Annotated in this window: 23 protein-coding genes and 1 tRNA gene; 14 read left to right on the forward strand and 10 right to left on the reverse strand. The window is 64.1% G+C overall.

The window, feature by feature from the left end:
* Positions 1 to 75 precede the first annotated feature (75 nt).
* Genes ACVJ19_RS26275 through ACVJ19_RS26285 form a run of 3 tightly spaced genes read right to left on the reverse strand, consistent with a single transcriptional unit; the run spans position 76 to position 4,095 of the window.
* On the reverse strand, positions 76 to 1,080 hold the full coding sequence (locus ACVJ19_RS26275) for a G1 family glutamic endopeptidase (RefSeq protein WP_453952002.1): 1,005 nt from the start codon (positions 1,078 to 1,080) through the stop codon (positions 76 to 78).
* On the reverse strand, positions 1,067 to 2,026 hold the full coding sequence (locus ACVJ19_RS26280; RefSeq protein WP_453952003.1) for a phosphatase PAP2 family protein: 960 nt from the start codon (positions 2,024 to 2,026) through the stop codon (positions 1,067 to 1,069). Before ACVJ19_RS26280 ends, ACVJ19_RS26275 begins: the two co-directional genes overlap by 14 nt.
* 35 nt (positions 2,027 to 2,061) lie before the next feature.
* Positions 2,062 to 4,095, reverse strand: a complete 2,034-nt coding sequence (locus ACVJ19_RS26285) for a BTAD domain-containing putative transcriptional regulator (RefSeq protein ID WP_453952004.1) — start codon at positions 4,093 to 4,095, stop codon at positions 2,062 to 2,064.
* Positions 4,096 to 4,651: 556 nt separating this feature from the next.
* On the opposite strand from ACVJ19_RS26285, the gene ACVJ19_RS26290 reads away from it, so the two are divergent.
* The 8 genes from ACVJ19_RS26290 to ACVJ19_RS26325 all read left to right on the forward strand — a co-directional run bounded on the left by ACVJ19_RS26290 (position 4,652) and on the right by ACVJ19_RS26325 (position 10,689).
* Entirely contained in the window at positions 4,652 to 4,969 is a 318-nt protein-coding gene (locus ACVJ19_RS26290) for a hypothetical protein (protein WP_453952006.1), read from the forward strand.
* A 174-nt stretch (positions 4,970 to 5,143) separates the two neighbouring features.
* Positions 5,144 to 5,217 (forward strand) — tRNA-Gln (locus tag ACVJ19_RS26295).
* 174 nt (positions 5,218 to 5,391) lie between these two features.
* Complete coding sequence (locus ACVJ19_RS26300; protein ID WP_453952007.1) at positions 5,392 to 5,754, forward strand: DUF1428 domain-containing protein; 363 nt, start codon at positions 5,392 to 5,394, stop codon at positions 5,752 to 5,754.
* A gap of 267 nt (positions 5,755 to 6,021) precedes the next feature.
* Positions 6,022 to 7,287 carry an ABC transporter substrate-binding protein gene (locus ACVJ19_RS26305; RefSeq protein ID WP_453952008.1) on the forward strand — a complete coding sequence of 422 codons (1,266 nt, stop codon included), beginning with the start codon at positions 6,022 to 6,024 and terminating at the stop codon, positions 7,285 to 7,287.
* Between the two features lie 64 nt (positions 7,288 to 7,351).
* On the forward strand, positions 7,352 to 8,215 hold the full coding sequence (locus tag ACVJ19_RS26310) for a branched-chain amino acid ABC transporter permease (protein WP_453952009.1): 864 nt from the start codon (positions 7,352 to 7,354) through the stop codon (positions 8,213 to 8,215).
* Entirely contained in the window at positions 8,215 to 9,216 is a 1,002-nt protein-coding gene (locus tag ACVJ19_RS26315) for a branched-chain amino acid ABC transporter permease (protein WP_453952010.1), read from the forward strand. The genes ACVJ19_RS26310 and ACVJ19_RS26315 overlap by 1 nt, the downstream gene beginning before the upstream one ends.
* The gene (locus ACVJ19_RS26320; RefSeq protein ID WP_453952011.1) at positions 9,206 to 9,973 is read left to right on the forward strand and encodes an ABC transporter ATP-binding protein; all 768 of its coding nucleotides are present in this window, start codon (positions 9,206 to 9,208) and stop codon (positions 9,971 to 9,973) included. The genes ACVJ19_RS26315 and ACVJ19_RS26320 overlap by 11 nt, the downstream gene beginning before the upstream one ends.
* Positions 9,970 to 10,689 (forward strand): ABC transporter ATP-binding protein, encoded by a 720-nt coding sequence (locus ACVJ19_RS26325; RefSeq protein WP_453952012.1) that lies wholly within the window; start codon positions 9,970 to 9,972, stop codon positions 10,687 to 10,689. The genes ACVJ19_RS26320 and ACVJ19_RS26325 overlap by 4 nt, the downstream gene beginning before the upstream one ends.
* A gap of 192 nt (positions 10,690 to 10,881) precedes the next feature.
* Here ACVJ19_RS26325 and ACVJ19_RS26330 read toward each other — a convergent pair whose 3' ends face one another.
* From ACVJ19_RS26330 to ACVJ19_RS26340, 3 genes are all read right to left on the reverse strand, one after another.
* Positions 10,882 to 11,448, reverse strand: a complete 567-nt coding sequence (locus ACVJ19_RS26330) for an invasion associated locus B family protein (RefSeq protein ID WP_453952013.1) — start codon at positions 11,446 to 11,448, stop codon at positions 10,882 to 10,884.
* Between the two features lie 64 nt (positions 11,449 to 11,512).
* Positions 11,513 to 14,659 (reverse strand): multidrug efflux RND transporter permease subunit, encoded by a 3,147-nt coding sequence (locus tag ACVJ19_RS26335; protein WP_453952014.1) that lies wholly within the window; start codon positions 14,657 to 14,659, stop codon positions 11,513 to 11,515.
* On the reverse strand, positions 14,656 to 15,828 hold the full coding sequence (locus ACVJ19_RS26340; RefSeq protein WP_453952015.1) for an efflux RND transporter periplasmic adaptor subunit: 1,173 nt from the start codon (positions 15,826 to 15,828) through the stop codon (positions 14,656 to 14,658). Before ACVJ19_RS26340 ends, ACVJ19_RS26335 begins: the two co-directional genes overlap by 4 nt.
* Before the next feature lie 390 nt (positions 15,829 to 16,218).
* On the opposite strand from ACVJ19_RS26340, the gene ACVJ19_RS26345 reads away from it, so the two are divergent.
* From ACVJ19_RS26345 to ACVJ19_RS26370, 6 genes are all read left to right on the forward strand, one after another.
* Positions 16,219 to 16,458: a hypothetical protein gene (locus ACVJ19_RS26345; RefSeq protein ID WP_027571757.1), complete on the forward strand. Its 240-nt coding sequence runs from the start codon at positions 16,219 to 16,221 to the stop codon at positions 16,456 to 16,458.
* Between the two features lie 434 nt (positions 16,459 to 16,892).
* A complete protein-coding gene (locus tag ACVJ19_RS26350) occupies positions 16,893 to 19,295 on the forward strand; it encodes a TonB-dependent receptor (protein WP_453952016.1) in 2,403 nt (800 codons plus the stop codon).
* Positions 19,296 to 19,297: 2 nt separating this feature from the next.
* Positions 19,298 to 19,987, forward strand: coding sequence for a Fe2+-dependent dioxygenase (locus ACVJ19_RS26355; RefSeq protein WP_453952017.1), 690 nt, complete (start codon positions 19,298 to 19,300; stop codon positions 19,985 to 19,987).
* Positions 19,984 to 20,904, forward strand: coding sequence for a tonB-system energizer ExbB (gene exbB / locus ACVJ19_RS26360; protein ID WP_453952018.1), 921 nt, complete (start codon positions 19,984 to 19,986; stop codon positions 20,902 to 20,904). Before ACVJ19_RS26355 ends, exbB begins: the two co-directional genes overlap by 4 nt.
* A 3-nt stretch (positions 20,905 to 20,907) precedes the next feature.
* Positions 20,908 to 21,363, forward strand: a complete 456-nt coding sequence (gene exbD, locus ACVJ19_RS26365) for a TonB system transport protein ExbD (protein WP_453952019.1) — start codon at positions 20,908 to 20,910, stop codon at positions 21,361 to 21,363.
* 8 nt (positions 21,364 to 21,371) lie between these two features.
* Complete coding sequence (locus tag ACVJ19_RS26370) at positions 21,372 to 22,199, forward strand: energy transducer TonB (RefSeq protein WP_453952020.1); 828 nt, start codon at positions 21,372 to 21,374, stop codon at positions 22,197 to 22,199.
* Here ACVJ19_RS26370 and ACVJ19_RS26375 read toward each other — a convergent pair.
* From ACVJ19_RS26375 to ACVJ19_RS26390, 4 genes are all read right to left on the reverse strand, one after another.
* The gene (locus tag ACVJ19_RS26375; protein ID WP_453955212.1) at positions 22,187 to 22,609 is read right to left on the reverse strand and encodes a hypothetical protein; all 423 of its coding nucleotides are present in this window, start codon (positions 22,607 to 22,609) and stop codon (positions 22,187 to 22,189) included. The genes ACVJ19_RS26370 and ACVJ19_RS26375 overlap by 13 nt on opposite strands.
* A gap of 63 nt (positions 22,610 to 22,672) precedes the next feature.
* The gene (locus ACVJ19_RS26380) at positions 22,673 to 23,353 is read right to left on the reverse strand and encodes a site-2 protease family protein (RefSeq protein WP_453952021.1); all 681 of its coding nucleotides are present in this window, start codon (positions 23,351 to 23,353) and stop codon (positions 22,673 to 22,675) included.
* A 151-nt stretch (positions 23,354 to 23,504) separates the two neighbouring features.
* Positions 23,505 to 23,897: a GFA family protein gene (locus ACVJ19_RS26385; RefSeq protein ID WP_453952022.1), complete on the reverse strand. Its 393-nt coding sequence runs from the start codon at positions 23,895 to 23,897 to the stop codon at positions 23,505 to 23,507.
* Positions 23,898 to 23,904: 7 nt separating this feature from the next.
* Positions 23,905 to 24,651 (reverse strand): SDR family NAD(P)-dependent oxidoreductase, encoded by a 747-nt coding sequence (locus ACVJ19_RS26390; RefSeq protein WP_453952023.1) that lies wholly within the window; start codon positions 24,649 to 24,651, stop codon positions 23,905 to 23,907.
* Between the last annotated feature and the right edge of the window lie 60 nt (positions 24,652 to 24,711).

Consider the following 24,711-nt stretch of genomic DNA (forward strand, 5'->3'; position numbering starts at 1 on the left):
TTGCGATACCTGAGATGGGCCGGATCACGACTTGGCCGCTTCTGCGCGGTCCGGCCCGAAACGCGTTCCGTTCGTTCACATCAGGGGATCCTGGAAAGTACAGGTGACGCCGATCGGCCCGTTTGGAATCTCCTGCCGCAGCTCCGGGCGGGACACAATGACGGTACGGTCAGGATTGGCAAACGACTCCCGCATCTCGATCATGAGCGCGTTGTCTTCGAGCGTCATCAGACGGCCTGCTTCAATCGCCCCATCCGCAGCTCGGGCCACGCAGTACCTGAAGTTCACGGGATCGTATTCCGGAAGCGGGAACAGGTCGCGGCTCTTCGGGTCCGTCGGCCGCTCCATCACCCATTCCACGGATGATCCGAGCGGTTCGATCTCGCCGGGTGGCGGTGGGACGAGGAACGAGCGGAACTCGCCGGTGCTCTGGTTCTTGATGAAATACAGAATGTCTCCGCTGACCTGAACCGCCAGACCGGCGAGGATCTTGTTGCCTTCCTTGATTGGCAGATTGTCGATCAACGTAATCGCTTGTGGCTCCGGAGGCGCTGCTGACTTGCCGGTCGCCTCATCCGGCTGCGTGTTATGCCACCAATCCCACCACGCAAAGTGCTTGGGCTTGCGGTTGGGCCAGTGGCCGGTGCCGATTTGAGGCAGGGAAATATTCGGCAGCACGCCGTTGCGGCCGTCGAGTCCCACCCACAGCAGCGATTTTGGATCGTCCGCGTGCGTGCCCAGGGCCGACGCGGATGGCTGGCGCACGTCCGGCACATTCCATCCGGCTGCCGCAAAGACGATCTGCTGGGGCCAGGGCGTGGAAATGAGCGCCCCCGACCAATTCAGCATCGATTGAAGCGCTCCCCCGCTGGACGGGGGATCGATGCTGGCGAAGGTCGGCTGCTTCGCCGAAAATTGCTCCGAGACAAGCTCTGTCCAGAACTGGAACAGTTCCGGCTCCGTGACGGCATCCGGCTTTTGCGGAATGCCGTAGCGATCGAGCTCGGCGGGGGACGCATTGCGCAGGTCGAAGCCGTCAGGCACGACTTCGTAGAGGCCACACCGATCAATCTCGGACATATTTCTCTCCCGCGGAGATGCCGGTGTCCTTCTCTTCGTCGAAGACGCCGGTGTTCTCCCACTCGGCTTTGGCGTTCTCGACGAGCTTTGTGAACTTCGGCAGGTAGGCCTCGTCCAGGAGAATATTGTCGATGATTGCCTTTGCGAGTTTCACTCCGGCCTTCGTATCGAACGGATAGTGAAGGCCGGCGATTTCCCGGTTTCGCGAAATCCTGTCGGCAAGAGCGCCGAGTGTCTTGTCGATCGTTGTGCGACCCGCGGCGCTCGGATCGGAAATACCAAGTGTTCGCGGCATGACTTTGGTCAGAAGCGCTGCGAAGACGTGGGCCTGAGTGGCGTGACCGCTCGGGAATGAGGCATGTCCACCGTGCTGGATCGGCGACATGAATCCGGGGACCACCTGCGTGGGGCGCGGGCGATTGAAATGCGCCTTGTAGTGCATCGTGATCAGCGCGGTGAGCGCGTCGGCGACGATCAGCATGCGCGAGGTCGCCGGGTGTGTCGTCGCCGTCGCTGACACGAGATGCAGGAATTTGCTGATGAATTCGTCGGCCTCGGTGACGATTTCATCCATGGCAGTCGCGCGTTCATTGACGGCCATGTTTCTCAAGATGGCAATGTCGTCGTCGAGAGTCGCCTTCCATGGGGTTGGGCCTTTGCCGAGCAGGGCAAAACCGCCGAGCCTTTTGAGCCAATCGCCCTGACTGGCAAGATCGGACATCACGACCCACGCGTACCACCGGGTCGACCAGAGCCTCATGCCAAAGCCGGTGGCGTCGAACCTGGCGCCTTTGACGTCGCGTTCGCTTACGAACGGGCGATCGACGCGGTCGGCGAACATGGCGCCGCCCGATCCGCCCGTACTGCCGTATCCTCCATACCCGCCATACCCCCCGTATCCGCCATAACCGCCATATCCGCCATATCCGCCATATCCGCCCGCCATATGTGCCTCCTCTGTTGCGATTTGTCGGTGCTGCCTCAGGTGTTTCCGTGCCGGAGTGTCGACGCCAGCCGTGAAAGTGCTGCTTCGATGCGCGCCAGGGTCGGCTTTGGCCATGGCGACGTCGCGATCCATTTCAGGTCGAGATGGCCGTCCGTGATCAGCGGCCGCGCAAAAGTCTGTGCATCGTCGAGACGTTCGCTTTCCACGAGCGCAGCAACGAGAACGCGCAGGTTCACCTGGTTGCTGGGCAGCAGCGTCGCGACCCGTGTCGCGTGTTCGATGGCCGGGTTCAAATCGTTCATGGCAAAGTGGGCCTGAGCCGAAATCATCTCTGCGAACCAGGCGTGCCGGTCTCGCGGCGACAGGCGTAGATTGATGGCCGCATCGCCGAGTGCGTCCGCATATCTTTCGCAGCGAACATGCACGGCAGCCCGGTATGCGAATGCGAGCGCGAGGTTCGGGGTGAGCTCGATGGCGCGGTCGAGCTGTTTGAGAGCGCCGACATGGTCATGCCTGCATTGCGACAGCGCGTAGCCGCCCACGGCATTGGCGAGCGGATCGGCCGAGTTGCGCTCGAGCGCTCGTTCGGCGAGCCCCCGCGCCGTTTCGAGCTCGATCGACGCATTCGCGGACCATCCGCGCGCCACGCGCTGCATGTGCCAGATCGCGCTGTAGGACAGCGGCGGAGCCCAATTGGGGCTGAGCATGTGCGCACGCTCGAAGTTGGTTCGCGCCGTCACGAAGGTCGTGTAGTCCGGGCTGAACATCTGGTCGTAGCCGACCAGGGCCAACTGGTATGCGTCGAGATCGTCCGGCCTCTTTTGCATTGCGCGATGTAGCTCCCGGTCGCGAACTTGAGGCGCCAGCGAGCGTATGACCTCGACGGCGATGCGGTCCTGCAGGTCGAAGACGTCGGCTGCAGTCCCGCTGAGGCGATCGACACGAACGACTTCGACCGTTTCGGCGGCAACGAGCTCGGTCGAGATTCGAATCTGGTCGCCGGCGCGCTGAATGCTTCCGTGCAGCAGATATTGCGCATTGAGATCGCGGCCGATCGCGCGCAGATCCGGTGTCTGCGACATCGGAATCATGGTCGAGCCGCGCGAGATCACGAACAGCTCTTTCAGGCTCGACAGGGCCTGCACGACGCTGTCGACGATACCGATCGTGAATTGCGGCTCGAGCGTCGGCGACAGCGCGCGGAAGGGCAGAACGGCGACCGATGGCCGGCTGACGGCAAATCCGGCCAGGCTGACCGCGGGGGCTGTTGCCGCCGACACGACCGGCCGCGTGACCGTCTCGGGTTGCTGCTGTCGCAGGCCGGCAATCAGCTCCTGCGTGAGCTTGTGCGGCTCGATGTCGTAGGTGTCTTCGAGCTGGCGCCAGAGCCGCGCATAGATCGCGAGCGCGGCACCGATGCTTCCGGCCGCGATGTGGCTCCTGATGAGAACGCGAATGGCACGCTCGTTCTCGGAATCCAGCCGGTAGATGGCCTTCGCTGCAGCCTCCGCGGTGGCCGTGACATCGGCTTGGCCCTCGTCGGGAAGCAGCCTCGTCAGGGCATCGATCAGCCGTTCGTGGATCAGCGGTCGCGTCTCTGCAAGCCAATCCGAAAACGCGGGATCGACACCTTCCAGGTCGTCGAGAATGTTGTCGGTCAGGCGTTCGTGTGCGAGCAGGGTGGGATGGACGATGCCGCGCTCGGCATCCGCGATGATTTCCGTCAGGTCACACGCCACCCGTTCGATATCGAGTGCCACGTGCATCTGATCGGCATGGAAATGCGTGCAGCCGTGTGTCTTCAGTTCGCGCTGGATCTGGCTCAGCGATTGACGCAGCGAACCCTTGGCAAGCGGATCTTCCTTCTCGCTCCAGAGCAGGCCGACCAGTTTGGTTCTGGGCAACTGGCGTGCGGAGGAGAGCACCATGTAGCCGAGAAGCGCTTGCGCTTTTCGGCCGAGCGCGATCTCGTGTCCGTCCACCGATGCTGAAAATGCTTCGATTATATTCAGCCGCAGGCGGCCGGTCGTGCTCCCGCCTGCCGCCTTGTCGCCGCCAACTCCCGACATCTCGTCCCATCCCCCGTCGACATCGTCGACGACAATACAGGAGGGCAGGTCCCGGGAGCTGAGGCTTGGTGAAATGCTGATAATCGGCTCGCGTTGTCCGCGAAGCCAATGACTCGTGAGCTCAGGAATGCAGCCCGCCGGATCTGGTGCAATGCAGAAATGGTACATCTTGGGTTGTCAGACGGTCAAGGGTTGCTGAACGATCGGAATGCGACCTTGCGGGCGAAATGAAAATCGTTCCTCACTTGGAGCCGACGGGCGTGAAATGAGCGTGAATGGCGAGTTTTCGCTCAACTGCACCAAGCGCGCGATGCGGTCGCAAGCAATCGGCAACCCACGCGCGAGTCCGGTCTGACTTGGTCGCCGGCCGGCATGTGTCGCGGTCCGGCACAAGCTCGGCCCGGTCGGTATCGTGTGGTGGCAGGGGCCTGGTCTTCGCTGCGGGAGCCCGCCGGCTCGCCCGATTCACGGGCCATTCACGTTTCGCTTCGCTTCGCCCGCCTATGGTTCGCCCGCGATCGAAGGATCGCGCAACTTGGCGAGGGAGAGGTGCATCATGACTGTCCTGCTGAGAAACACCTTCAAGGCCTGGATTGACCGTGCGCCGGGGGCGCCGCCCAGGCTGATCATGATCGGCGACGTGCGGGTCCCGGGCAATGGCCAAGCCCGCCTGACCAGGCGCTCACCGCAGGGGATCAATCCGAAGATCCTGATCCTCGATGTGAATGCGGAGCAGCCGGCCGGCGCGGCGCGGGAGGAGATCACCACGATCCCGCTCCGCTACGAGGAGAGCCCGCCGCAGGACGAATATGGTCAGGTGATGATCGCACATGGCCGGGGCGAAATCGTCGTCAGCATCGGCCGCGTGCATTAGCGGACGTTCGATCCGGTCCCGCCATTGGGCTGACGAGCCATCCACCGGAGCGCTTGCCAGCCCAGATGTGAGCGGGTAGAACGCTGCCACGCCTGAGCCGTGATTTGCGCCAAACGCGCTTCCGGCCACAGTCGGACAAATCAGTAAGCCATTGAATTTGTTCGACTATTCCGTTGGGGAATGGTGTAACGGTAGCACAACAGACTCTGACTCTGTTTGTCTTGGTTCGAATCCAGGTTCCCCAGCCAGTTCCGGCGCTTTCCCAGGTCCTGATTTTGTCGGCCGCGGCTCCGTACCATTTTGGAAACCGGCGTGTCGTGCCGGGCTCGCGACGGTTTGCCTCAGTGGAAGTCGCGCCTTCGATGTCGGCCCGCTGCGGGCGCCGTCGTCCTTGGGACACATACAACCCAAGGAGATTCCTGATGCCCTATGTCGATGGTTTCGTGCTGGCCGTGCCGAAGGACAAGATCGAGGCCTACAAGGCCATGGCGCGAACGGGCTGCGCGGTCTGGATGGAGCACGGTGCGCTCGACTATGTCGAGTGCATCGGCGACGACGTCCCCTATGGCGAGCTGACGTCGTTTCCGCGCGCGGTGATGGCGAAGGAAGATGAGGTCGTGGTGTTCGCCTGGATCGTCTATCGCGACCGGGAGACGCGCGACGCCGTCAACAAGAAGGTGATGGCGGACCCGCGGCTCAAGCTCGGCGATATGCCGTTCGACGGCAAGCGCATGATCTATGGCGGCTTCACGACACTGCTGCGGGCAAGCGACGTAATCAGTTGAGCGAAGTGGATCGGGGAGACCCGTAGCCCGGATGAGCGAAGCGACATCCGGGGATGCGGCCGCTGTTGTCCCGGGTGTCGCTTCGCTCACCCGGGCGACACGTATCGCTGCTCCCCCATGCAGCATCGTCGCAGACCGTTTCACCTTGCCGGTCGCCAGCTGGCATGCCATCCTCCCGCAGCCAGGCATAATCAAACGGAGGCGGGCGTTTCGCCCAGGCTCTCCAAAAAATCTTGGTTGGGGAAACCCTTTGGGAGGTCTGATTTCATGACATTGAAGCAGGTCACGGGGCTGCTTTGCGCGGCCGCAATGTCCCTTGCGCTCGTCTCGGGCGCAAAGGCGCAGGAAAAGAACCAGGACAAGGTCGTCAAGATCGGCGCGATCCTGCCGATGTCCGGCGGCACAGCCTCGATCGGCGCGCACGCCAAGGCGGCGCTCGAGGTCGCCATGGACATCATCAACAACGCGCATCCGGAGCTCGGCAGTCTCCCGCTCGCGAAGAATGCCGGCCTTGCCGGACTCGGCGGCGCCAAGGTCGAGGTGGTGTTCGCCGACAACCAGGGCAGCCCGGCGACGGGGCAGAACCAGGCGCTGCGGCTGATCACCGAAGAGAAGGTCGCCGCGATCCTCGGCGCCTATCAGTCCGGCATCACGCTGACATCGAGCGCGATCGCCGAGAAATACGGCATCCCGTTCCTCACGCCGGAATCGGTTGCCGCCAATCTCACCGAGCGCGGCTTCAAATGGTTCTTCCGCACCACGCCGATCGCGCCGGACTTCGTCCGCATCTATGACGAATTCCTCACCGACATGAAAGCGGCCGGCGCCAAGACCGACAGCATCGCGCTGGTCCATGACAACACCGAATACGGCACCTCGGTCGCCAACACGATCGCTTCCGGATTCAAGGCGAAGGAGCGCAACGGGGTCATCGACATCGCCTATGCCGTCAACGCCACCGACGTGCAGGCCCAGGTGCTTCAGCTCAAGGAGAAGAAGCCCGATGTCGTGCTGATGATCAGTTACACGTCAGACGCGATCCTGTTCGCCAAGACGATGCAGTCGCTCGACTACAAGCCGCCGCTGCTGCTCGCGGACGACGCCGGCTATTCCGATCCGTCCTTCATCAAGGCGGTCGGCAAGCTCTCGCAAGGTGTCTTCAATCGCTCGTCCTGGGCGGTGGGTCCGCCCGGATCGCCGTCTGCCATCATCGCCGACATGTACAAGAAGAAGAGCGGCGAGGAGATGGACGACACTGTCGGCCGCCAGATGCAGGGCTTCTTCGTGCTGGTCGACGCCATCGACCGCGCCGGCTCGACCGATCCCGCCAAGATCCAGGCCGCGCTGAAGGCGACCGACCTCAAGCCCGAGCAGCTCATCATGGGCTACAAGGGCGTGAAGTTCGATGACAAGGGCCAGAACATCCTGGCCTCGGCCTACATCATCCAGCTTCAGGACGGCGAGAACTACGTCTCGGTGTGGCCGAAGGCCAATGCCCAGAAGGCGCCGCTGCTGCCCTACAAGGGCTGGTGATCATGCGAAGGCGGGACCTGCTGGTCCCGCCTTTTTCACAAGGCTTGGTAGAGCAACGCAGCTCATGTCCTTTGTTCTCGTGCAGGTGATCGTCGGCGGCCTTCTGCTTGGCGCCGTCTACGCCCTGTTTTCCTCGGGCCTCACGCTGGTGTGGGGCATGATGAACATCGTCAATTTCGCGCATGGCGACTTCGTCATGCTCGGCATGTACGTCGCCTATGTCGTCTACACCCTGATGGGAGGAGGGCCGCTGCTCGGTGCGCCGCTGGCAACCCTGGTGCTCGCCACGCTCGGCATCGTGGTCTATTTCGGCCTGATCCGCGACATCATGAAGGGGCCGATGCTGGCGCAGATTCTCGGCACCTTCGGCCTCGCGCTTTTGCTGCGCTATTCCGTGTTCTGGTGGTTCGGCGCCAACTTCCTGTCGATGCCGCCGAACATCGTGGGCGGCACCTATGCCTTTGCCGGCTTGCGCATCGAGGCCTCGCGGCTGCTCGCGGGCATCGTCGCGCTCCTGGTGACGCTCGGCCTGCATCTGTTGCTGACGCGCACCTCGCTCGGCTCGAAAATGCTGGCGGTGGCGGAGGATGCGACCGCGGCGCAGCTGATGGGCATCCGGCCCGACACCATGCAGGCGATCGCTTGGGCGATCGCGGCCGGCGCCACCGGCCTTGCCGGCGCGCTGATCGCGAACTTCTTCTACATCGTGCCGACCGTGGGCGAGACGCTCGGCATCGTCGCCTTCGTCACGGTGTCGCTCGGCGGCTTCGGCAGCGTGCCCGGCGCGCTTGTCGCAGGACTCCTGATCGGCGTCATCGAGTCGCTCTCCGGCTATCTGATCGGTGCGATCTACAAGGACATCGTCGTCTACGTCCTGTTCCTGTTCTTCCTCTGGTTCCGGCCACAGGGCCTGATGGGGAAGATGTGATGCGGCGCTGGATCTGGCTCTCGGTCGTCGCAGCCTTTGCGATCGCCTATCCGCTGCTGCTGTCCTCGCCGTTCCAGCAACGCCTCGGCGCGCTGGTGTTGCTCTATGCGATCGCGGCCTCCGCCTGGAACATCGTCGGCGGCTATGCCGGGCAGGTGTCGGTGGGGCATGTCGTGTATTTCGGCTGTGGTGCCTATGCCGCGATGGGCGCTTACGCCAAATTCGGCCTGTCGCCGCTGTTCGGCATTCCCGGCGGCATCGTGCTGGCGGTCGGGCTCGCCGCGATCGTCGGCGTGCCGACGCTGCGGCTGTCAGGCCACTATTTCAGCATGGCGACGATCGCGGTCGCCGAAACGATGCGGCTGATCGTGACCAACACCGAATGGCTTGGCGCGGCCGTCGGCCTTTCCGGTCCGACCGTGCCGCGCAACATCTTCGATCTCTCGTTCCTGTCGGCGCTGCCCTACTACTATCTCTTCCTCGCCATCCTCGCGATCACGCTTGCGATCACCTGGTGGATGACCAACAGCCGGATGGGATTTTACCTGCGGGCGATCAAGGATTCCGAGCGTGCCGCGCGCTCGCTCGGCGCACCCGCCAGCCGCACGAAACTCTACGCCTACGTGCTGAGTGCCGCGCTGACCAGCGTTGCCGGCGCGCTCTATGCGATGATGTTCGGCTTCGTCGATCCCGAGTCCGGGCTCGGGATCCTGATCTCGGTCAAGATCCTGATCATGGCCGCGCTGGGCGGGGCGGGGCTGCTGTTCGGACCGCTGCTGGGCGCCGCGATCCTGGTGCCGCTGGAGGAGATCTCCAACAGCTGGCTCGGCGGCAAGGGCGCCGGGCTCACCTTCGTGGTCTATGGCGCGATCATCGTGCTGATCGCGCGCTTCCAGCCGGGTGGGCTGCTCAGCCTGCTCATGCGGCGCGGCAAGCCCAAGACCGACACGTTGAAGACTGACACGTCGAAGACCGACACGGGAGCAAGCCATGCTCCTTGAAGCGCGCGGCATCACCAAGGCGTTCGGTAGCTTCAAGGCGGTGGACGACGCCTCCGTGACCCTGGAGCAGGGCGACATCCTCGGCCTGATCGGCCCGAATGGCGCCGGCAAGTCCACTTTCTTCAATTGCCTCACCGGCGACCTCAAGACCACCTCCGGCCGCGTGCTGTTCGAGGGGAGCGACATCACCGACGTCGCGCCCGAGCAGCGCGCCGGGCTCGGGCTCGCCCGCACCTTCCAGGTGCCGCAGACCTTCGAGGGCATGACGGTGCTGGAGAACGTCATGATCGGCGCTTTCCTGCGCACCGCGCATCGCAAGGAGGCCGAGACCAGGGCACGCGCCGTGCTGGAGCGCGTCGGCATGATCAGGCTTGCGGAGGCGCCGGCGCGCTCGCTCGGCACGCCCGGCCGCAAGCGGCTCGAGATCGCACGCGCGCTTGCGACCGAACCGAAGGTGCTGCTGCTCGACGAGGCTATGGCCGGCCTCAACGCGCATGAGGTGAGGCTCGCGATCGATCTCGTCCGTGACATCCACCGCTCCGGCATCACGCTCGTCATCGTCGAGCACATCATGGAAGTGATCATGTCGCTGGCGAGCCGCGTGATGGTGTTTCACCAGGGCAAGGAGATCGCGCGCGGCTCGCCCCGCGAGGTCACCTCGAACCCGGCTGTGATCGAAGCCTATCTCGGAAAACGCGCCGCGAAAGCCGCCGCCGGCCATACGCCGGTCGAGCTGATGGGCGGGCCGGACCTATGAGCGGGGCGCTTCTCAGGATCGAGCACCTCGAGGTGCGCTATGGCGACCTCATCGGCGTCTCCGACGTCTCGCTGGAGGTGCCGGAGGGCAGCGTCGTCGCGCTGCTCGGCTCCAATGGCGGCGGCAAGACCACGACGCTGAACGCCATCGCCGGCCTCATTCCCGTGCATTCCGGCTCGATCAGCTTCCGCGGCGAGGAGATCGCGGGCCAGAAGGCATTCGCGATCGTGCGCAAGGGGCTGGCACTGTCGCCGGAAGGCTGGCGGCTGTTCGTGCAGCAGAGCGTCGAGAACAATCTGATGTTAGGTGCGACACCGCTGCACGACAAGTCGCGCCAGGCCGCGTTGCTCGAGCGTGTCTACGAGATCTTCCCGCGCCTGAAGGAGCGCCGCAACCAGCGCGCCGGCACCATGTCCGGGGGCGAGCGGCAGATGCTCGCGGTCGGGCGCGCCCTGATGAGCGACCCGAAGCTGCTGATGCTCGACGAGCCCTCGCTCGGCCTCGCGCCGGCGGTGGTCGAGTCCATGTACGAGACTTTTGGTCGCCTGCATCGCGAGGGCCTCACCATCCTGCTCGCCGAGCAATCGATCGAGCTGGCGCTGGAGGTCTCGGACTTCGCGACCGTGCTCCAGGTCGGCAAGAGCGTGCTGTCGGGCACCGCGGCGGCGCTCGCCGAGGACCCGCAGGTGCAGAAGGCCTATCTCGGCGTGGACTGACCGGCTTCCGCCTGGCTGCGAAGCTGCTCGGCCTTCATGGTTCGAGACGCCCGCTTTGGCGGGCTCCTCACCATGAGGGTCTAGGATTTCGCCGCACAGCAGAGCCTCGTCCTGAGGAGCCCGCCGCAAGCGGGCGTCTCGAAGGATGGCCGAAGGAAAGGCTGCTGCGGCAGTCGGGGATCAAGACGTTCGTTACTTGATCTTGTCGTAGGCCGCCGCGAAATCGCCGAGCGGCATCGGGATCGCGATCGTCTCCTTGGCCATGTTCTGGAAGGAGACCTTCAACTGCTTGCCCGACCGCAATGCTGCGAGCAGGTCCGCTGCGATCGGCGTCGAGGCGTAGCAGCCGCGGTTCTCGCAGGTCTGGATCTGGAGATCGGCCGTCTTGCCCTCGTCGACCTGGAGCTTGGCGCCGACGGGAAGGTTGAGGCCGAGCGGCAATTGCAGCAGCGCGATGGGCGTGCGGGTGTCGGGTGCGATGCGGATGTTGATCAGGACGACGGTCTGGCCGGTCTTGGTCAGCACCGCGTTCTGCTCCATCGCGCATTCGAGCGGCGCCTCGCGGCTGGCGCTGGTGCAGCGGACGATCCAGCCGGGCTGCCCGGGAGCGCCGTCGGCCTGCGGCTGCGTGGGTGCAGGCGCGGGTTGCGCGGCCGGGGCAGGCGCTGCGTTCTTCTTGGCGCCCTGCTGGGCATGCGCGGCGCCCGTCGACAGCAGGAGGGCAGCGGCGAGGGCGGCAAGTCTGGATTGCATGGGCATGGCGAAACCGCGTTGGCGTGAACCGGGGGGCTCGCTGTAGCGTCGCGGGAGCCGCGGCGCAAGCTTACTCGGCGGCTTCCTTGACGGTGCGGTGCTCGTGGGTCTCGTGGCCTTCGCCGTCACCCGTACGGCCCCAGCCCGAGAACCAGTTGTTGAGCTCGTCGAGATAGAGATAGACGACGGGCGTGGTGAACAGCGTCAGCGCCTGGCTGACGATCAGGCCGCCAACCATGGCGTAGCCGAGCGGCTGGCGGATCTCGGCGCCGGTGCCGTGGCCGAGCATCAGGGGCACGCCGCCGAGCAGCGCCGCCATCGTCGTCATCATGATCGGGCGGAAGCGCAACAGCGCGGCCTGGCGGATCGATTCCGCCGGCGTCTTGTGCTCGTCGCGTTCGGCGGCAATCGCGAAGTCGACCATCATGATGCCGTTCTTCTTCACGATGCCGATCAGCAGAATGATGCCGATGAGCGCGATCAGGCTGAAGTCGAAGCCGGCCGCCATCAGGATCGCGAGCGCGCCGACGCCGGCCGAGGGCAGGGTCGACAGAATCGTGATCGGATGGATGTAGCTCTCGTAGAGGATGCCGAGGATCAGGTAGACCACGACCAGCGCTGCGAGGATCAGCAGCGGCACGGTGCCGAGCGACTGCTGGAACGCCTGCGCGGTGCCCTGGAAACTCGAATTCAGCGTCGGTGGCGCGCCGAGCTCGGCCATCGCCTTCTGCACGGCCTCGGTGGCCTGACCGAGTGCGGTGCCTTGCGCGAGATTGAAGCTGATTGTGATCGCCGGGAACTGGCCCTGGTGGCTGATCGAAAGCGGGCGCACCGGATCGGTGGTCCAGGTCGCGAAGGTCGACAGCGGCACCTGGTCGCCGGTCAGCGGCGATTTCAGATAGAGCTTGTTCAGGCTGTCGAGATTGCCCTGCAGCTCCGGCAGGATCTCGAGGATCACCTTGTAGGTGTTGAGCTGGGTGAAATACTGCGTGACCTGCCGCTGTCCGAAGGCGTCATACAGCGTGTCGTCGATCAGCTGCGGCTGGATGCCGTAGCGCGCTGCGGTGTCGCGGTTGATCTTGAGCTGGACCGTGGTCCCCTGGGTCTGCTGGTCGGTGGCGACGTCGCGCAGCTCCGGCAGCGTCTGCATCTTGGCCAGGATCTTCGGCGCCCAGTCGTTGAGCTCGGCGAGATCGGCATCCTGCAAGGTGAACTCGAACTGCGTACGCGTCGGCCGGCCGCCGAGCCGGACGTCCTGGGCCGCCTGCATGTAGAGGCGGGCGCCGGACACCTTCTCGAGCTTGGGACGCAGCCGCGCGATGATCTGCTGCGCCGAGGCCTCGCGCTCGTTGCGCGGCTTCAGCGTGATGAACATGTTGCCGTTGTTGCCGGCGCGGCCGCTGCCGCCGATGTTCATCGCGATCGTGGCGACATCGGGGTCTTCCATCACGATCTTGCCGAGCTCGACCTGACGGCGCTGCATCTCGGCGAAGGAGATATCCTGCGAGGCTTCCGAGGTGGCGGTGATCAGGCCGACGTCCTGCTGCGGGAAGAAGCCCTTCGGGATCAGGACGAACAGGTAGATCGACAGGCCGAGCGTGGCGAAGAAGATCGCGAGCGTGGTGCGCCGCCAGGCTAGGGCATGGTCGAGCACATATTCGTAGCCGCGCAGCATCGAATCGAAGGCGCGCTCGCTCCATTGATAGAAGCGGCCGTGCTGCACCTCGCCATGGGCGCGCAGGAAGCGCGAGGCCATCATCGGCGTCAGGGTCAGCGACACGAACATCGAGACGAAGATCGTCATCGCCAGCACGACGGCGAATTCGCGGAACAGGCGGCCGATGATGCCGCCCATCAGCAGCAGCGGGATCAGCACGGCGACCAGCGAGATGCTGATCGACACGATGGTGAAGCCGATCTCCTTGGAACCGCGGAAGGCCGCCGCCATCGGCGATTCGCCTTCCTCGATATAGCGCGTGATGTTCTCGAGCATCACGATGGCGTCGTCGACGACGAAGCCGACCGCGATGGTGAGTGCCATCAGTGACAGATTGTCGAGCGAATAGCCGACGACCCACATCAGCGCGCACGCGCCCAAGAGCGCCAGCGGAACCGTGACGGTGGGGATGACGGTGGCCCAGAAGCTGCGCAGGAAGATGAAGATGACCATGACCACGAGGGCGATGGTCAGCAGCAGCGTGAACTGGACGTCCTCGACCGCGGCGCGGATGGTCGTGGTGCGGTCGCTGATGAGCTCGATCTTGATCGCGGGCGGGATCGCCGCCACGAGGCGGGGCAGGGTCGCCTTGATCCGGTCGACCGTCTCGATCACGTTGGCGCCCGGCTGCTTGAAGATCACCAGGAACACGCCGCGCTTGCCGTTGGCCCAGGCCGCCTGCTTGGCGTCCTCGGCGCCGCTGACCGCCTGGCCGATGTCGCGGATGCGCAAGGGGCCGCCGTTACGATAGGCGATGATGACGTCGTTCCAGTCCTTGGACTGGGTCAGCTGGTCGTTGGCGTAGATGGTGTAGGCGCGTTTCTCGCCGTCGATATTGCCCTTGGGGCTGTCGACCGTGGTGATCGCGATCTGGCTGCGCACGTCCTCCATCGACAGGCCCTTGGCGACGAGCTTCGCCGGGTCGACCTGGATGCGGATGGAAGGCTTCTGCTGGCCGCCGATGAACACCTGCGCCACGCCGGAGAGCTGGCTGATCTGCTGGGCGAGCTGGGCGTCGACCGCGTCGCTGACGCTGGTCAGAGGCAGTGTCTCCGATGTCGCCGACAGCAGCAGGATCGGCGCGTCGGCCGGGTTGACCTTGCGGTAGGTCGGCGGCGACGGCAGGTTCTTCGGCAGCTGGCCGCTGGCGGCGTTGATGGCGCCCTGCACGTCGTTGGCGGCGCCGTCGATGCTGCGGTTGAGGTCGAACTGGATGGTGATCGACGCCGTGCCGAGATAACTCGTCGAGGTCATCTGGGCGATGCCGGGGATCTGGGCGAACTGGCGCTCCAGCGGCTGGGCCACCGACGAGGCCATTGTCTCGGGGCTGCCGCCCGGCAGATTGGCGGTGATCTGGATGGTCGGGAAGTCCACCTGCGGCAGCGGCGCGACCGGCAGCAGGGGATAGGCGACGAGACCGACGAAGAGGATGCCGGCCATCAGCAACGAGGTGCCGATGGGATAACGGATGAAAGGTGCCGAAATCCCGCCCTCGGTCATTCCCGTCGTACCTTGTTCTGCGCCGGATCCGAACTTGCCACCGCCGTCGAGACGAGGCTTCCGGGCTGCACCTTGAATTGACCGCCAGTGATCACCTGCTGCCCGGGCGTGAGCCCTTCGTCGACGACCGAACGGCCGTCGATGGCGTAGCTGACCTTGATCTTGTGCACTTCGGCCTTGTTGTCCTGATTGACGGTGTACGCGTAGAGGCCGTTGGTCGAATGCTGGACCGCGTCATCCGGAACCACGGTCGCATCCTTCAGCGTCCGCACCAGTAGGCGCGTCGACACCGACTGTCCCGGCCACAACGTGTGGTCCTTGTTGTCGAACACCGCCTTGAGCCGAATAGTCCCGCTGGTGGTGTCGACCTGGTTGTTGATGACCGCGAGCTTGCCTTCGGCCAGCGTCTTCTTGCCGTCGGTGGTGAACGCGATCACCTTGAGCGCGCCGGCCTTCTGTCCTTCGCTGATGTAGGGAAGCTGGTCTTCCGGCGCGGTGAAGATCACCGCGATCGGCTCCACCTGCGTGATCGTGACGATGCCGGTCTGTGTGGAGGCGTTGACGATGTTGCCGACGTCGACCTGGCGCAGGCCGGCGACGCCGGTGATCGGCGCCTTGACCTGGGTGTAGTCCAGCTGGGTCTGGGCGTTGGCGATAGCGGCTTCGTCGGCGGCGATCTGGGCGGTGAGCTGGGCGACGGTGGAGCGCTGGGTGTCGACCCGCTGTGCGGTGGCGAATTCGCCGAGCTTCATGGCACGCTGGAGCTCGAGATTGGCATTGGCCAGGCTAGCCTCGTCCTGCGCCTTCTTGGCCTTGGCCTGGTCGAGCGTGGCTTGATAGGGGCGGGGGTCGATCGAGGCCAGAAGATCGCCCTCCTTGGCGATCTGGCCTTCGGTGAAGGCGATCTTGTCGATCTGGCCGTCCACCCGGCTACGGACCTGGACGGTGTTGAAGCCCTGTACCGTGCCGAGACCGGTCAGATAGACCGGGAAGTCGACCTTCTGGACCGGTGCCACGCTCACGGGAATGGCGGGCGCGCGAGGCGGGCCTTTCTGGGCTGTCTGGGATTTTCCGGGGTCCGGCGAGCCGTATTTCTGCCAACCATAGTAACCCGCGGAGGCCACGGCCGCGAGGATCAGAATCCAGAGGATCGGCCGGGTTTTTTTCATGTCGGCTCGTGTCGGCTCTTGTGCCCTAGGTTACGAATTTTGGGGCAATCGTTGGGTTCCAAGGGCGTTTGTATAATACACGCCAAGTTCCAGTGTAAACAGCACTATCGGGTGAGAAATCTAAACAATTGGAAAGCTTTGCACCGCCTAGGCAACTCTCTGGCGCGCCGGTGTGCAGTGCTGCATTTTCTTAGAGCGAGCGATCAGCGAGTAAGAATAAGGCAATGCTCGTGGAGGGCGTGGCGCGGGCACAGCGGGACTGGCGAAGCACCCGGTCAGGCGCCGGCGATGCCCACTTTGCAAGAACGGTTCTAAATCGAGTGAGCCGCGTTTCGGTTGTCAGGAAAATCGGCATCGTCCATATCGGCGCCGCCACAGATGGAGCGCAGGATGGACGAACTGAACGGCAAGCTGATCGCGTGCCAGATTCTGATCACGGGATTGATTGCGCGCGTTGCCAACGAGCAGCGCGATCCGTTGCGCTTCCTCACTGACTTCCGCGACGAGATCAAGGCCGTGGTCAATGGCGTCAACATCGCCGGCATGGACAGCACCGATCGTGTGCGTGCCGTCGCGCAGAAGACTGTCGACGAATTGTTCTCGCTGATGAAGCCGCCGAGCAGCGATTGAGTGAGTGCCGGCGGGGCCGTACACGTTTTCTGCGATGCGCTGGCTGCGCGAGATCGAATGCTCGAACATCGAAGTCTGTACGCAGTCCGATCTGGACAAATTCAAATGTGCGGACGGATCAGTCGCATTGACCGGATTTTGCCCGAGCGATAGCACGGCCCTGTTGTTCGCATCGCCGTCTCAGTCAAGCACATCAATGATGTGTCGACGCAGCAGCGACGTGATCACGGCAATCACAAAGCAGATTAGAACGCTTCAAATTTAGAACCGTTTAAATCTGTAAGCGTCGACGAGATTAGAATTGTTTTGAAATGGACGGATTCAGCCGGAGTGTTGCTCTGCTCTCGTTGACCCTCATTCATGTGCCCGCTAGCACCGTTGCGTCGCGTTGTCGCAATGCGGCCAATTGTCGTTGAGAAGAAGTGGGGCGTGAAATGGGGAATGTGAGGTCACCGCGGTCGCTGCGTTCGGCTGCGTTGAGGAAGTCTGTCGACAACAATTTTGAAGCTGCTGCAGGCAAGACGGTTTCCGCCGTTGCAAGCCTGATCGCTGTCGCGTCGGTGTCGAGCGGCGCGGAGGCGCAGCAATCGAACCTGCCGCCGGTGACGGTCGATGCGCCGGTCCAGCGTCCGCGGCCCACAGCTTCAAAGCCTACGCCGGATCAGGTCCGCGCGCGCAACGCGCTTCGCCGCGCCGCGCAGCGGCAGCAGGCAGCGCAGACGGCTGCTCCTGCGGCGCCGGCCGGCGAAGTGGACCGGAATCCCTATTCCGATCCGGCCGCGCCCTACAAGGTCGACCACGTCCAGGCTTCGGGCAAGTTTCCCGAGAAGATGCTGAACACGCCGAAGTCCATCACGGTGCTCAGCAAGGAAGTGCTCGAGGACAAGAACGCCACGACGCTGAAGGAGATCGGGCGCTCGACCGCCGGCGTGACGCTGGGCTCGGGCGAGGGCGGCAACGCGTTCGGCGACCGCTTCTTCATCCGCGGCTTCGACGCGCGCAACGACGTCTTCATCGACGGCATCCGCGATCCCGCGGTCTCCATCCGCGAGAACTTCTTCACCGAGCAGATCGAGATCCTGCGCGGCCCGGCGTCCTCCTATGCCGGCCGCGGCACCGCCGGCGGCGCCATCAACATCGTCACCAAGCAGGCCGGCGATCGCAACTTCCAGCGCATGGATACCGAGTTCGGTACCGACCGGACCAAGCGCGTCACGCTCGACGTCAACCAGGTCATCGACCCGACCTTCTCGGTGCGCACGGGCGGCCTGTTCCAGGACGCCAACGTCGCCGGGCGCAACTACGTAACCGACAATCGCTGGGGCAGCTTCATCTCGACCAAGTACACCCCGACCAACGACATCAAGATCACGACGAACTACGTCCACACCGATCTCAGCGGTTATCCCGATTTCGGCGTGCCTTACTACAAGCAGGGCAACGTGCCGGTGACGTCGGCGGGCATTCCGCGCGGCAACTGGTACGGCTTCCTCAATCGCGACTTCCAGACCGCGCGGCAGGATTTCGGCACCGGCACGATCGAGTACAAGGTCAACGAGGCCATCACGCTGACCAGCAAGGTGCGTGGCGAGCACTCGCTGCTCAACTATATCGGCACGCTGCCGCAGAACCCGAATACCATCAGTGGCAATCCGCTGCTCTGGACCACGACGGCGAGCGCGCAGAGCCGCTACCAGAACGTGGACGTGTGGGCCAACCAGAACGAGGCCACGTTCAAGCTCGACACCGGCGGGGTCAAGCACACTGCGGTGTTCGGCGTCGAATATTCGAACGAGAACATCTCGATCGATCGCTATGCCGGCCTCGCGTCGGAACTGTCCGGCTCCGCTTTCACGAGCACTGGCGCCGTGACAGGGGTCAATCTCTACTCCCCGCAATACACCAACATCCCCTTCGGCACGCCGTCGCTGCTTGGAAACCCGACGCGCTATGGCGTCAACACCAGCAGCGTCTATGTCATGGACACCGCGAACTGGCAGGACACCATCATCGTCAACGGCGGCGTCCGCTATGACGGCTACAGCCAGAGCTCGTCGACCAACGCGAACTTTCTCAAGCAGAACGCCGATCTGGTGAACTACAACGTCGGCCTGGTCTACAAGCCGATGTCGATCGGCAGCATCTATGCGGCCTATGCGACCTCGGCCAATCCGTTCGGATCGGAGCTCGACGCGACCGGCACCGAATACGGCGGCGTTCCTCCCAACACGGCTATTCTGCTTGGGCCCGAACGCAACAAGGCCGCTGAACTCGGCACCAAATGGGAGCTTGCCGATCGCCACCTGCTGGTGACCGGTGCGCTGTTCCAGACCACCAAGGACAACGCGCGCGAGAATAACGCTGCGGGCTTGCTCACCGCGAACGCGGCCTACCGCATCCAGGGCATCGACATCGAGGCCGAAGGCAAGATCACCGACCGCTGGAGCATCTTCGGCGGCCTGGTGCTGATGCAGTCGAGGGTCACGCAGAGCAACATCCCTTCCAACATCGGTCTCAAGCTCGCCAACATTGCCCACCAGTCGTTCAGCATGCTGACCAAGTACAAGTTCGACGACGGCTGGGAGCTCGGCGGCCAGGCGGTGTATCGCTCCAAGGTCTATGGCGGCACCTTCGCGGCCAATACCAACGAGCTGCCGAGCTATTGGCGTTTCGATGCGTTCGTCGAAAAGAAGATCGACCAGAACTGGACCATGAAGTTCTACGCGCAGAACCTGACCAACAAGCTCTATTACGACTCGTTCTATCGCAGCAACGTACCGTTCGTGGCGGTCGCACCGGGTCGGGCCTTCTACCTCGTGACGACGGCGAAGTTCTGATCATGTTGACGTGCCTGCCTGGCATCCTGAGCAAAGATGATGTGGCGGATTTCCGCCACATCATGGACGCCAGCGCGTGGGAGGACGGCCGCTCCACCGCGGGTGCGCAGTCCGCCATGGTCAAGCGCAACGAGCAATTGCCGCCGGACAGCGAGGTCGCGCGCAAGCTCGGCAACCGCATCATCTCGGCGCTGACGTCGAACCCGCGTTTCATCGCGGCGGCAATTCCGCTCCAGATTTTCCCGCCGCTGTTCAACCGCTATGCGGCGGACAGCGGGCACCATTTCGGCCTGCATGTCGACAATGCGATCCGCGGCGACCGCCTGACCGGCCTTCGCATCCGCACAGACCTGTCGGTCACGCTGTTCCTCGCCGAGCCGGAGGAATATGACGGTGGCGAACTTGTGATCGAGGACACCTACGGTTCGCACGAAGTCAAGTTGCCAGCCGGCGACTGCGTGCTCTATCCCTCGACCAGCCTCCACCTCGTCACGCCGGTGACGAGGGGAACGCGGGTTGCGTCTTTCTTCTGGCTTCAGAGCATGATACGGGACGATCAAGCCCGGAGCATGATCTTTGACCTCGACACCGCGATACAGGCGCTGGTGGAACGGCTCGGGCGTGACGATCCCGAAACGGTCAAATTGACGGGTATCTATCACAACCTCATTCGCTACTGGGCCGAAGTATGAAGACCATGACCTTCCAAGCCAGCCTTGCCGCAGCTGTCCTTCTGGCGGCCGCCTGGCTCGCATCGCCTGTTTCTGCCCAGACACAAACCCAGCAGCCGGCTGCCCAGGCACCCGTCGCTGCTGCGGCCCCGGCTCCTGCGGCTCCGGTCGCCGCCGCGCCCGCGGCTCCCCCGGCCACCGCACCGGCGGCCGCGAAGTCCGAGGCGGTATCGGTCGGCGCCCCGGCCATGAAGGAATTGTCGCCCTGGGTGATGTTCATGTCGGCGGACGTCATCGTGAAGGCGGTGATGATCGGGCTCGCCTTTGCATCGCTGATGACCTGGACGGTCCTGATCGCGAAGTCGATCGAGCTGTCGGTGGCCTCGGCCAGGCTTCGTTCGTCGCTGAAGAAGATCGCGGAGGTGCGGTCGCTCGCCGAAGCCCAGATGGCGCTCGGCGCCAAGGAGGGCATCCTGCCGTCGTTCCTGGCGGCGGCGCTGCGCGAGGCGCGGATGTCGGCCGGCCTGTCCAGCGATGCCGGCATCAAGGAGCGCGCAGCCTCGAGCTTCCAGGAGATCGTGCGCGCGGAGGCGCGGCGCATCCGCATCGGCATGGGCGTGCTCGCGACGATTGGCTCCACGTCCCCCTTCGTCGGCCTGTTCGGCACGGTCTGGGGCATCATGAACAGCTTCATCGGCATCTCGAAGTCGCAGACCACGAACCTCGCCGTGGTCGCCCCCGGCATCGCCGAGGCGCTGCTCGCCACCGCGATCGGCCTCGTCGCCGCCATTCCCGCCGTCATCATCTACAATCACTTCTCGCGCGTGACGAAGGGCTATCTCGAACTGGTCAGCCGTGCCTCGGGCGCGGCGGCCCGGCTGCTCTCGCGCGATCTCGACCGCACCCACGGCAGCGTGCATTCGCGCGCAGCGGAGTGAACCATGGCCGTCTCGCTCGCAGACAATGATGACGACGACGATTTCTCGGAAACGCATGACATCAACGTCACGCCGTTCATCGACGTCATCCTGGTGCTGCTGATCATCTTCATGGTCGCAGCCCCGCTCTCCACGGTCGATCTGCCGATCGACCTGCCGACCTCGAGCGCGACGCCGCAGAAGAAGCCGGACAAGCCGACCTATCTCAGCATCAAGCGCGATCTGGCGCTTGCAATCGGAGAGGACTCCGTGCACCGGGCCGATCTGATCGCCACGCTCGATTCAATGTCCGACATGAGCAAGGACAAGTACGTCTTCCTGCGTGCCGACCGCTCGGTGCCTTATGGCGAGCTGATGGGCGTTATGGAGCTGTTGCGCTCCGGCGGCTACACGCGGGTGAAACTGGTTGCGCTGGAAGGTCCGGCCGGGCAGGCGGGACCGGCAGCGGCGCAGCCATAGGGATTGCCATGTCCGACGCCGAGCACGAACCCAGATCATCCCGGAGGCTGTGGATCCTGGCCGCGATCGCGGCGGTCGCGCTCCATGTGGGTGGGGCCGCGCTCGCGCTCGCAAACCTGCAGGCCGATGACGGGGACGAAGGGCTCGGCGCTGCGGGAGCGGAGTTCGCGGTCGAGATGACGTCGCCGCCGGCGCGCGAGACCGATATGCCGCCCGGGCCGACGGACTCCGACGAGCAGGAAGAGCGCCCGGCGTTGCCCGAGCAAAAGGCCGAGGTCAAGGAGACGGATCTGCCGCAGGACCGGCCGCAACAGGTCGAGGAGGCCGATCGGATCGTCACCGAGAACAAGCCGAAGAAGGAGCAGGACGACGATCCGAAGATCGCCGCCGTTGAAACGCCGGCCATGGAAGCGTCGCAGAAGTCGGTCGCCATGGAGCGGCAAACCTTCGAGGACGCCACACGCGAGGCCGAGAAGGCGATGGCGCCGGTGCTCGGCATCGGCAAGGACCTGCTGAAGCTGACGGCCGACTGGAACCGGAAGATCAGCGCGCATCTTTCGGCGCACAAGGTCAATCCGGAGGGCAAGGAGCCCAGTAACCAGACGGCAAAGGTGAGCTTCGCGCTCAACCGGCGCGGCAACGTGCTGTCGGTCGACGTGGTGCAGTCGTCCGGCGACGCAGCCTACGATGCGGCTGCCATCTCCATGGTCCACAAATCCGATCCGTTCCCGACGCCGCCTGCCGCGCTGACCGAGGATCGGTTCGAACGCACCGTCGACATCGTGTTCAAGCCGGCGGACGAGAAGAAAAAGAAGAAGCAGGCTCAGCGCCAGTAAAACCGGATCCCGACATAGACCACCACCAGGCAGGCGAAGATCAGCGCCACCGGGAGGGGCCGTTTCTGGGTTCCAGCGGCCGTGCCAGCCCCGAAAAAGTTGGTCGTCTTCGGCTTCGGTGCGGGACGCCGGAAGGCGGTAACATTGTCCGCTGCCGGCTCGGCCTGGCGGGGACGCACATCGGGCGGAGTTCCCCCGCCACCCATCTCGGCATAATAGGCCTTGTAGATCGCGGTGATGGTGGCCTCGGTGGCCTCGCCCTCGCTCATCTGCGCCAGCAGGTTCTTGTAGCTTGCGAGGAACTCCTGGGCCTCCGGAGGCAGCGCGGATGACCCGTTGAGCTTGGCCATCATCTTCCAGGTGGCAAAATCGGCGCGGGCACGGGTGTCCGCGCGTCGCGCGATCAGCATATCGGCAGCTTTGACCAAGTCGGCCTCGAGCCCTTCGGCTTTGTGTTCGGGTGTCACCGTCAACTACGCATTGCCGGTCAGGAAGAGAACAGCCTGAATCACATAACCGGTCAACGTTCGCAGTATTGCTGAAATAACATCAAGATTTAGACCGAACTGCGAGCCCGCGAGCGGCAGCAGGATCAACAGGCCGATCAGGATCAGCATACCGAACGGCTCGAGCCGGGCCAGCGGCAAAGCGAGGGGGCGGGGCAGCAGCCCCACCGCGACGCGCCCGCCGTCGAGCGGCGGAATCGGCATCATATTGAACACGGCCAGGATCGCGTTGATGACCAGCGAATTCTTGAGATTGTCGAAGATCCACTGCGCCGACCCGGCCGGCGCCAAGGGCAGGGCGTGGAGGGCGAGGGCCGCCGCGAGCGCCAGCAGGATATTGGTCGCGGGCCCGGCCAGCGCTACCCAGACCATGTCGAGCCTGGGGTTGTTGAGCTTGCGGAAATTCACCGGCACCGGCTTGGCATAGCCGAACAGGAACGGCGAATGCGCAAACAGCAGCATCGCCGGCAGGATCAGCGTGCCGAAGGGATCAATGTGCTTGATAGGATTGAAGCTGACGCGTCCGAGCTGCCAGGCCGTGTTGTCGCCGAGACGGTGCGCGACGAAGGCGTGCGCTGCTTCGTGGAAGGTGATGGCCAGCACCAGCGGCAGCACCCACACCGACACGTCATAAAAGGAAATGTTCACGGCTCGTCTATCCCGGTTTGCTCGTGGCCTTGCAGCCGTCCCAGCCAACCGGCGGTGCAGCAACGCTTCAGCTCAACATAGGGTGGCCGGTTCCGGAATGCCACGCTGCAGGGGGGCGGCGGGCCGAACCCGCCGTGCAGTCGTGCAAAATTCAGACTGGGATCGTCCCCGGATATTGCGTCAGACCGTCATCGAGCTTCACCCAGGCGAGCTTCTCGCTGACCCAGATGTGCTCGGTCGGCGCAAAGGCGTTGCGGTCGTCGAAGGTGGCAAGCGCCACACCGGCCAGCGTGCCGTTGCGCCGCCAGGCGAACAGCCGCGTGCCGCACTGCTTGCAGAACACGCGGTCGATGTTCTCGGACGACGCGTAGCGGGCGGTCTCGCCCTCGACGGTGAGGGCGCGCTGGTCGAACTGCGCCCGGGCGAAGTAGGGCGATCCCATCGCCTTCTGGCAGATGCGGCAATGGCAGATGCGGACGTTGAGCGGCTCGCCCTCCGCCTTGAACCGCACCGCGCCGCACAGGCATCCACCTTCCCGGATCATGGCATCCTCAATAGGTTGCGCGTCCGCCCGAGATGTCGAACACGGCGCCGGTCGAGAACGCGCAGTCCTGCGACGACAGCCACGCCACCATTGCGGCGAGTTCCTCCACCAGCACGAAGCGCGCTTTCGGGATCTTCGACAGCATAAAGTCGATATGCTGCTGCGTCATCTGGTCGAAGATCGCGGTCTTCGCAGCCGCCGGTGTCACCGCGTTCACGAGGATGTCGTGCGCGGCGAGCTCCTTGCCGAGCGACTTCGTCAGCGCGATCAGGCCGGCCTTGGACGCCGAATAATGCGCCGCGTTCGGGTTGCCTTCCTTGCCGGCGATCGAGGCGATGTTCACGATCCGCCCGTATTTCTGCTTGAGCATTTCGGGCACGATCGCCTTGCTCACGATGAAGGGGCCGTCGAGGTTGATGCGCAGAACCTTGCGCCATTCCTCGAGGTCGGTCTCCCAGACCGGCTTGTTGACACCGGCGATGCCGGCATTGTTGACGAGGATGTCGATCTTGCCGAAGGCCGCGAGCGTTGCATCGCGCGCCTGCTCGACGGCTACAGTGTCGGTGACGTCGACCTTGAAGACTTTCGTTTCGCCGCCGATCTCTTTTGCGGCTTTCTCTGCCAGCGCCGCGTCGAAATCCCAGATCGCGACCTTCGCGCCTGATGCAACGAAGCGCTCGGTGATGGCGCGGCCAAAGCCCTGCGCACCGCCGGTGACGACAGCGACGCGGCCGTTGAGGTCAATCTTGTTCACTAATCTGTTCCTTTCTCACAAATTCGGCGGCAGCGGCGGTTTGCTCCCTCGCCCCGCTCT

This window comes from Bradyrhizobium sp. USDA 376 (assembly GCF_054063675.1).

Bases quoted from the DNA above. Each gene is read 5' to 3' on its own strand.
- exbB (WP_453952018.1), top strand. From the start codon at position 19,984: ATGAAGACCATGACCTTCCAAGCCAGCCTTGCCGCAGCTGTCCTTCTG.
- ACVJ19_RS26285 (WP_453952004.1), bottom strand. From the start codon at position 4,095: ATGTCGGGAGTTGGCGGCGACAAGGCGGCAGGCGGGAGCACGACCGGC.
- ACVJ19_RS26310 (WP_453952009.1), top strand. From the start codon at position 7,352: ATGTCCTTTGTTCTCGTGCAGGTGATCGTCGGCGGCCTTCTGCTTGGC.
- ACVJ19_RS26325 (WP_453952012.1), top strand. From the start codon at position 9,970: ATGAGCGGGGCGCTTCTCAGGATCGAGCACCTCGAGGTGCGCTATGGC.
- ACVJ19_RS26305 (WP_453952008.1), top strand. From the start codon at position 6,022: ATGACATTGAAGCAGGTCACGGGGCTGCTTTGCGCGGCCGCAATGTCC.
- ACVJ19_RS26335 (WP_453952014.1), bottom strand. From the start codon at position 14,659: ATGACCGAGGGCGGGATTTCGGCACCTTTCATCCGTTATCCCATCGGC.
- exbD (WP_453952019.1), top strand. From the start codon at position 20,908: ATGGCCGTCTCGCTCGCAGACAATGATGACGACGACGATTTCTCGGAA.
- ACVJ19_RS26330 (WP_453952013.1), bottom strand. From the start codon at position 11,448: ATGCCCATGCAATCCAGACTTGCCGCCCTCGCCGCTGCCCTCCTGCTG.
- ACVJ19_RS26290 (WP_453952006.1), top strand. From the start codon at position 4,652: ATGACTGTCCTGCTGAGAAACACCTTCAAGGCCTGGATTGACCGTGCG.
- ACVJ19_RS26300 (WP_453952007.1), top strand. From the start codon at position 5,392: ATGCCCTATGTCGATGGTTTCGTGCTGGCCGTGCCGAAGGACAAGATC.
- ACVJ19_RS26375 (WP_453955212.1), bottom strand. From the start codon at position 22,609: ATGCTGATCGCGCGACGCGCGGACACCCGTGCCCGCGCCGATTTTGCC.
- ACVJ19_RS26320 (WP_453952011.1), top strand. From the start codon at position 9,206: ATGCTCCTTGAAGCGCGCGGCATCACCAAGGCGTTCGGTAGCTTCAAG.
- ACVJ19_RS26370 (WP_453952020.1), top strand. From the start codon at position 21,372: ATGTCCGACGCCGAGCACGAACCCAGATCATCCCGGAGGCTGTGGATC.
- ACVJ19_RS26275 (WP_453952002.1), bottom strand. From the start codon at position 1,080: ATGTCCGAGATTGATCGGTGTGGCCTCTACGAAGTCGTGCCTGACGGC.
- ACVJ19_RS26280 (WP_453952003.1), bottom strand. From the start codon at position 2,026: ATGGCGGGCGGATATGGCGGATATGGCGGATATGGCGGTTATGGCGGA.
- ACVJ19_RS26355 (WP_453952017.1), top strand. From the start codon at position 19,298: ATGTTGACGTGCCTGCCTGGCATCCTGAGCAAAGATGATGTGGCGGAT.
- ACVJ19_RS26340 (WP_453952015.1), bottom strand. From the start codon at position 15,828: ATGAAAAAAACCCGGCCGATCCTCTGGATTCTGATCCTCGCGGCCGTG.
- ACVJ19_RS26345 (WP_027571757.1), top strand. From the start codon at position 16,219: ATGGACGAACTGAACGGCAAGCTGATCGCGTGCCAGATTCTGATCACG.
- ACVJ19_RS26350 (WP_453952016.1), top strand. From the start codon at position 16,893: ATGGGGAATGTGAGGTCACCGCGGTCGCTGCGTTCGGCTGCGTTGAGG.
- ACVJ19_RS26385 (WP_453952022.1), bottom strand. From the start codon at position 23,897: ATGATCCGGGAAGGTGGATGCCTGTGCGGCGCGGTGCGGTTCAAGGCG.
- ACVJ19_RS26315 (WP_453952010.1), top strand. From the start codon at position 8,215: ATGCGGCGCTGGATCTGGCTCTCGGTCGTCGCAGCCTTTGCGATCGCC.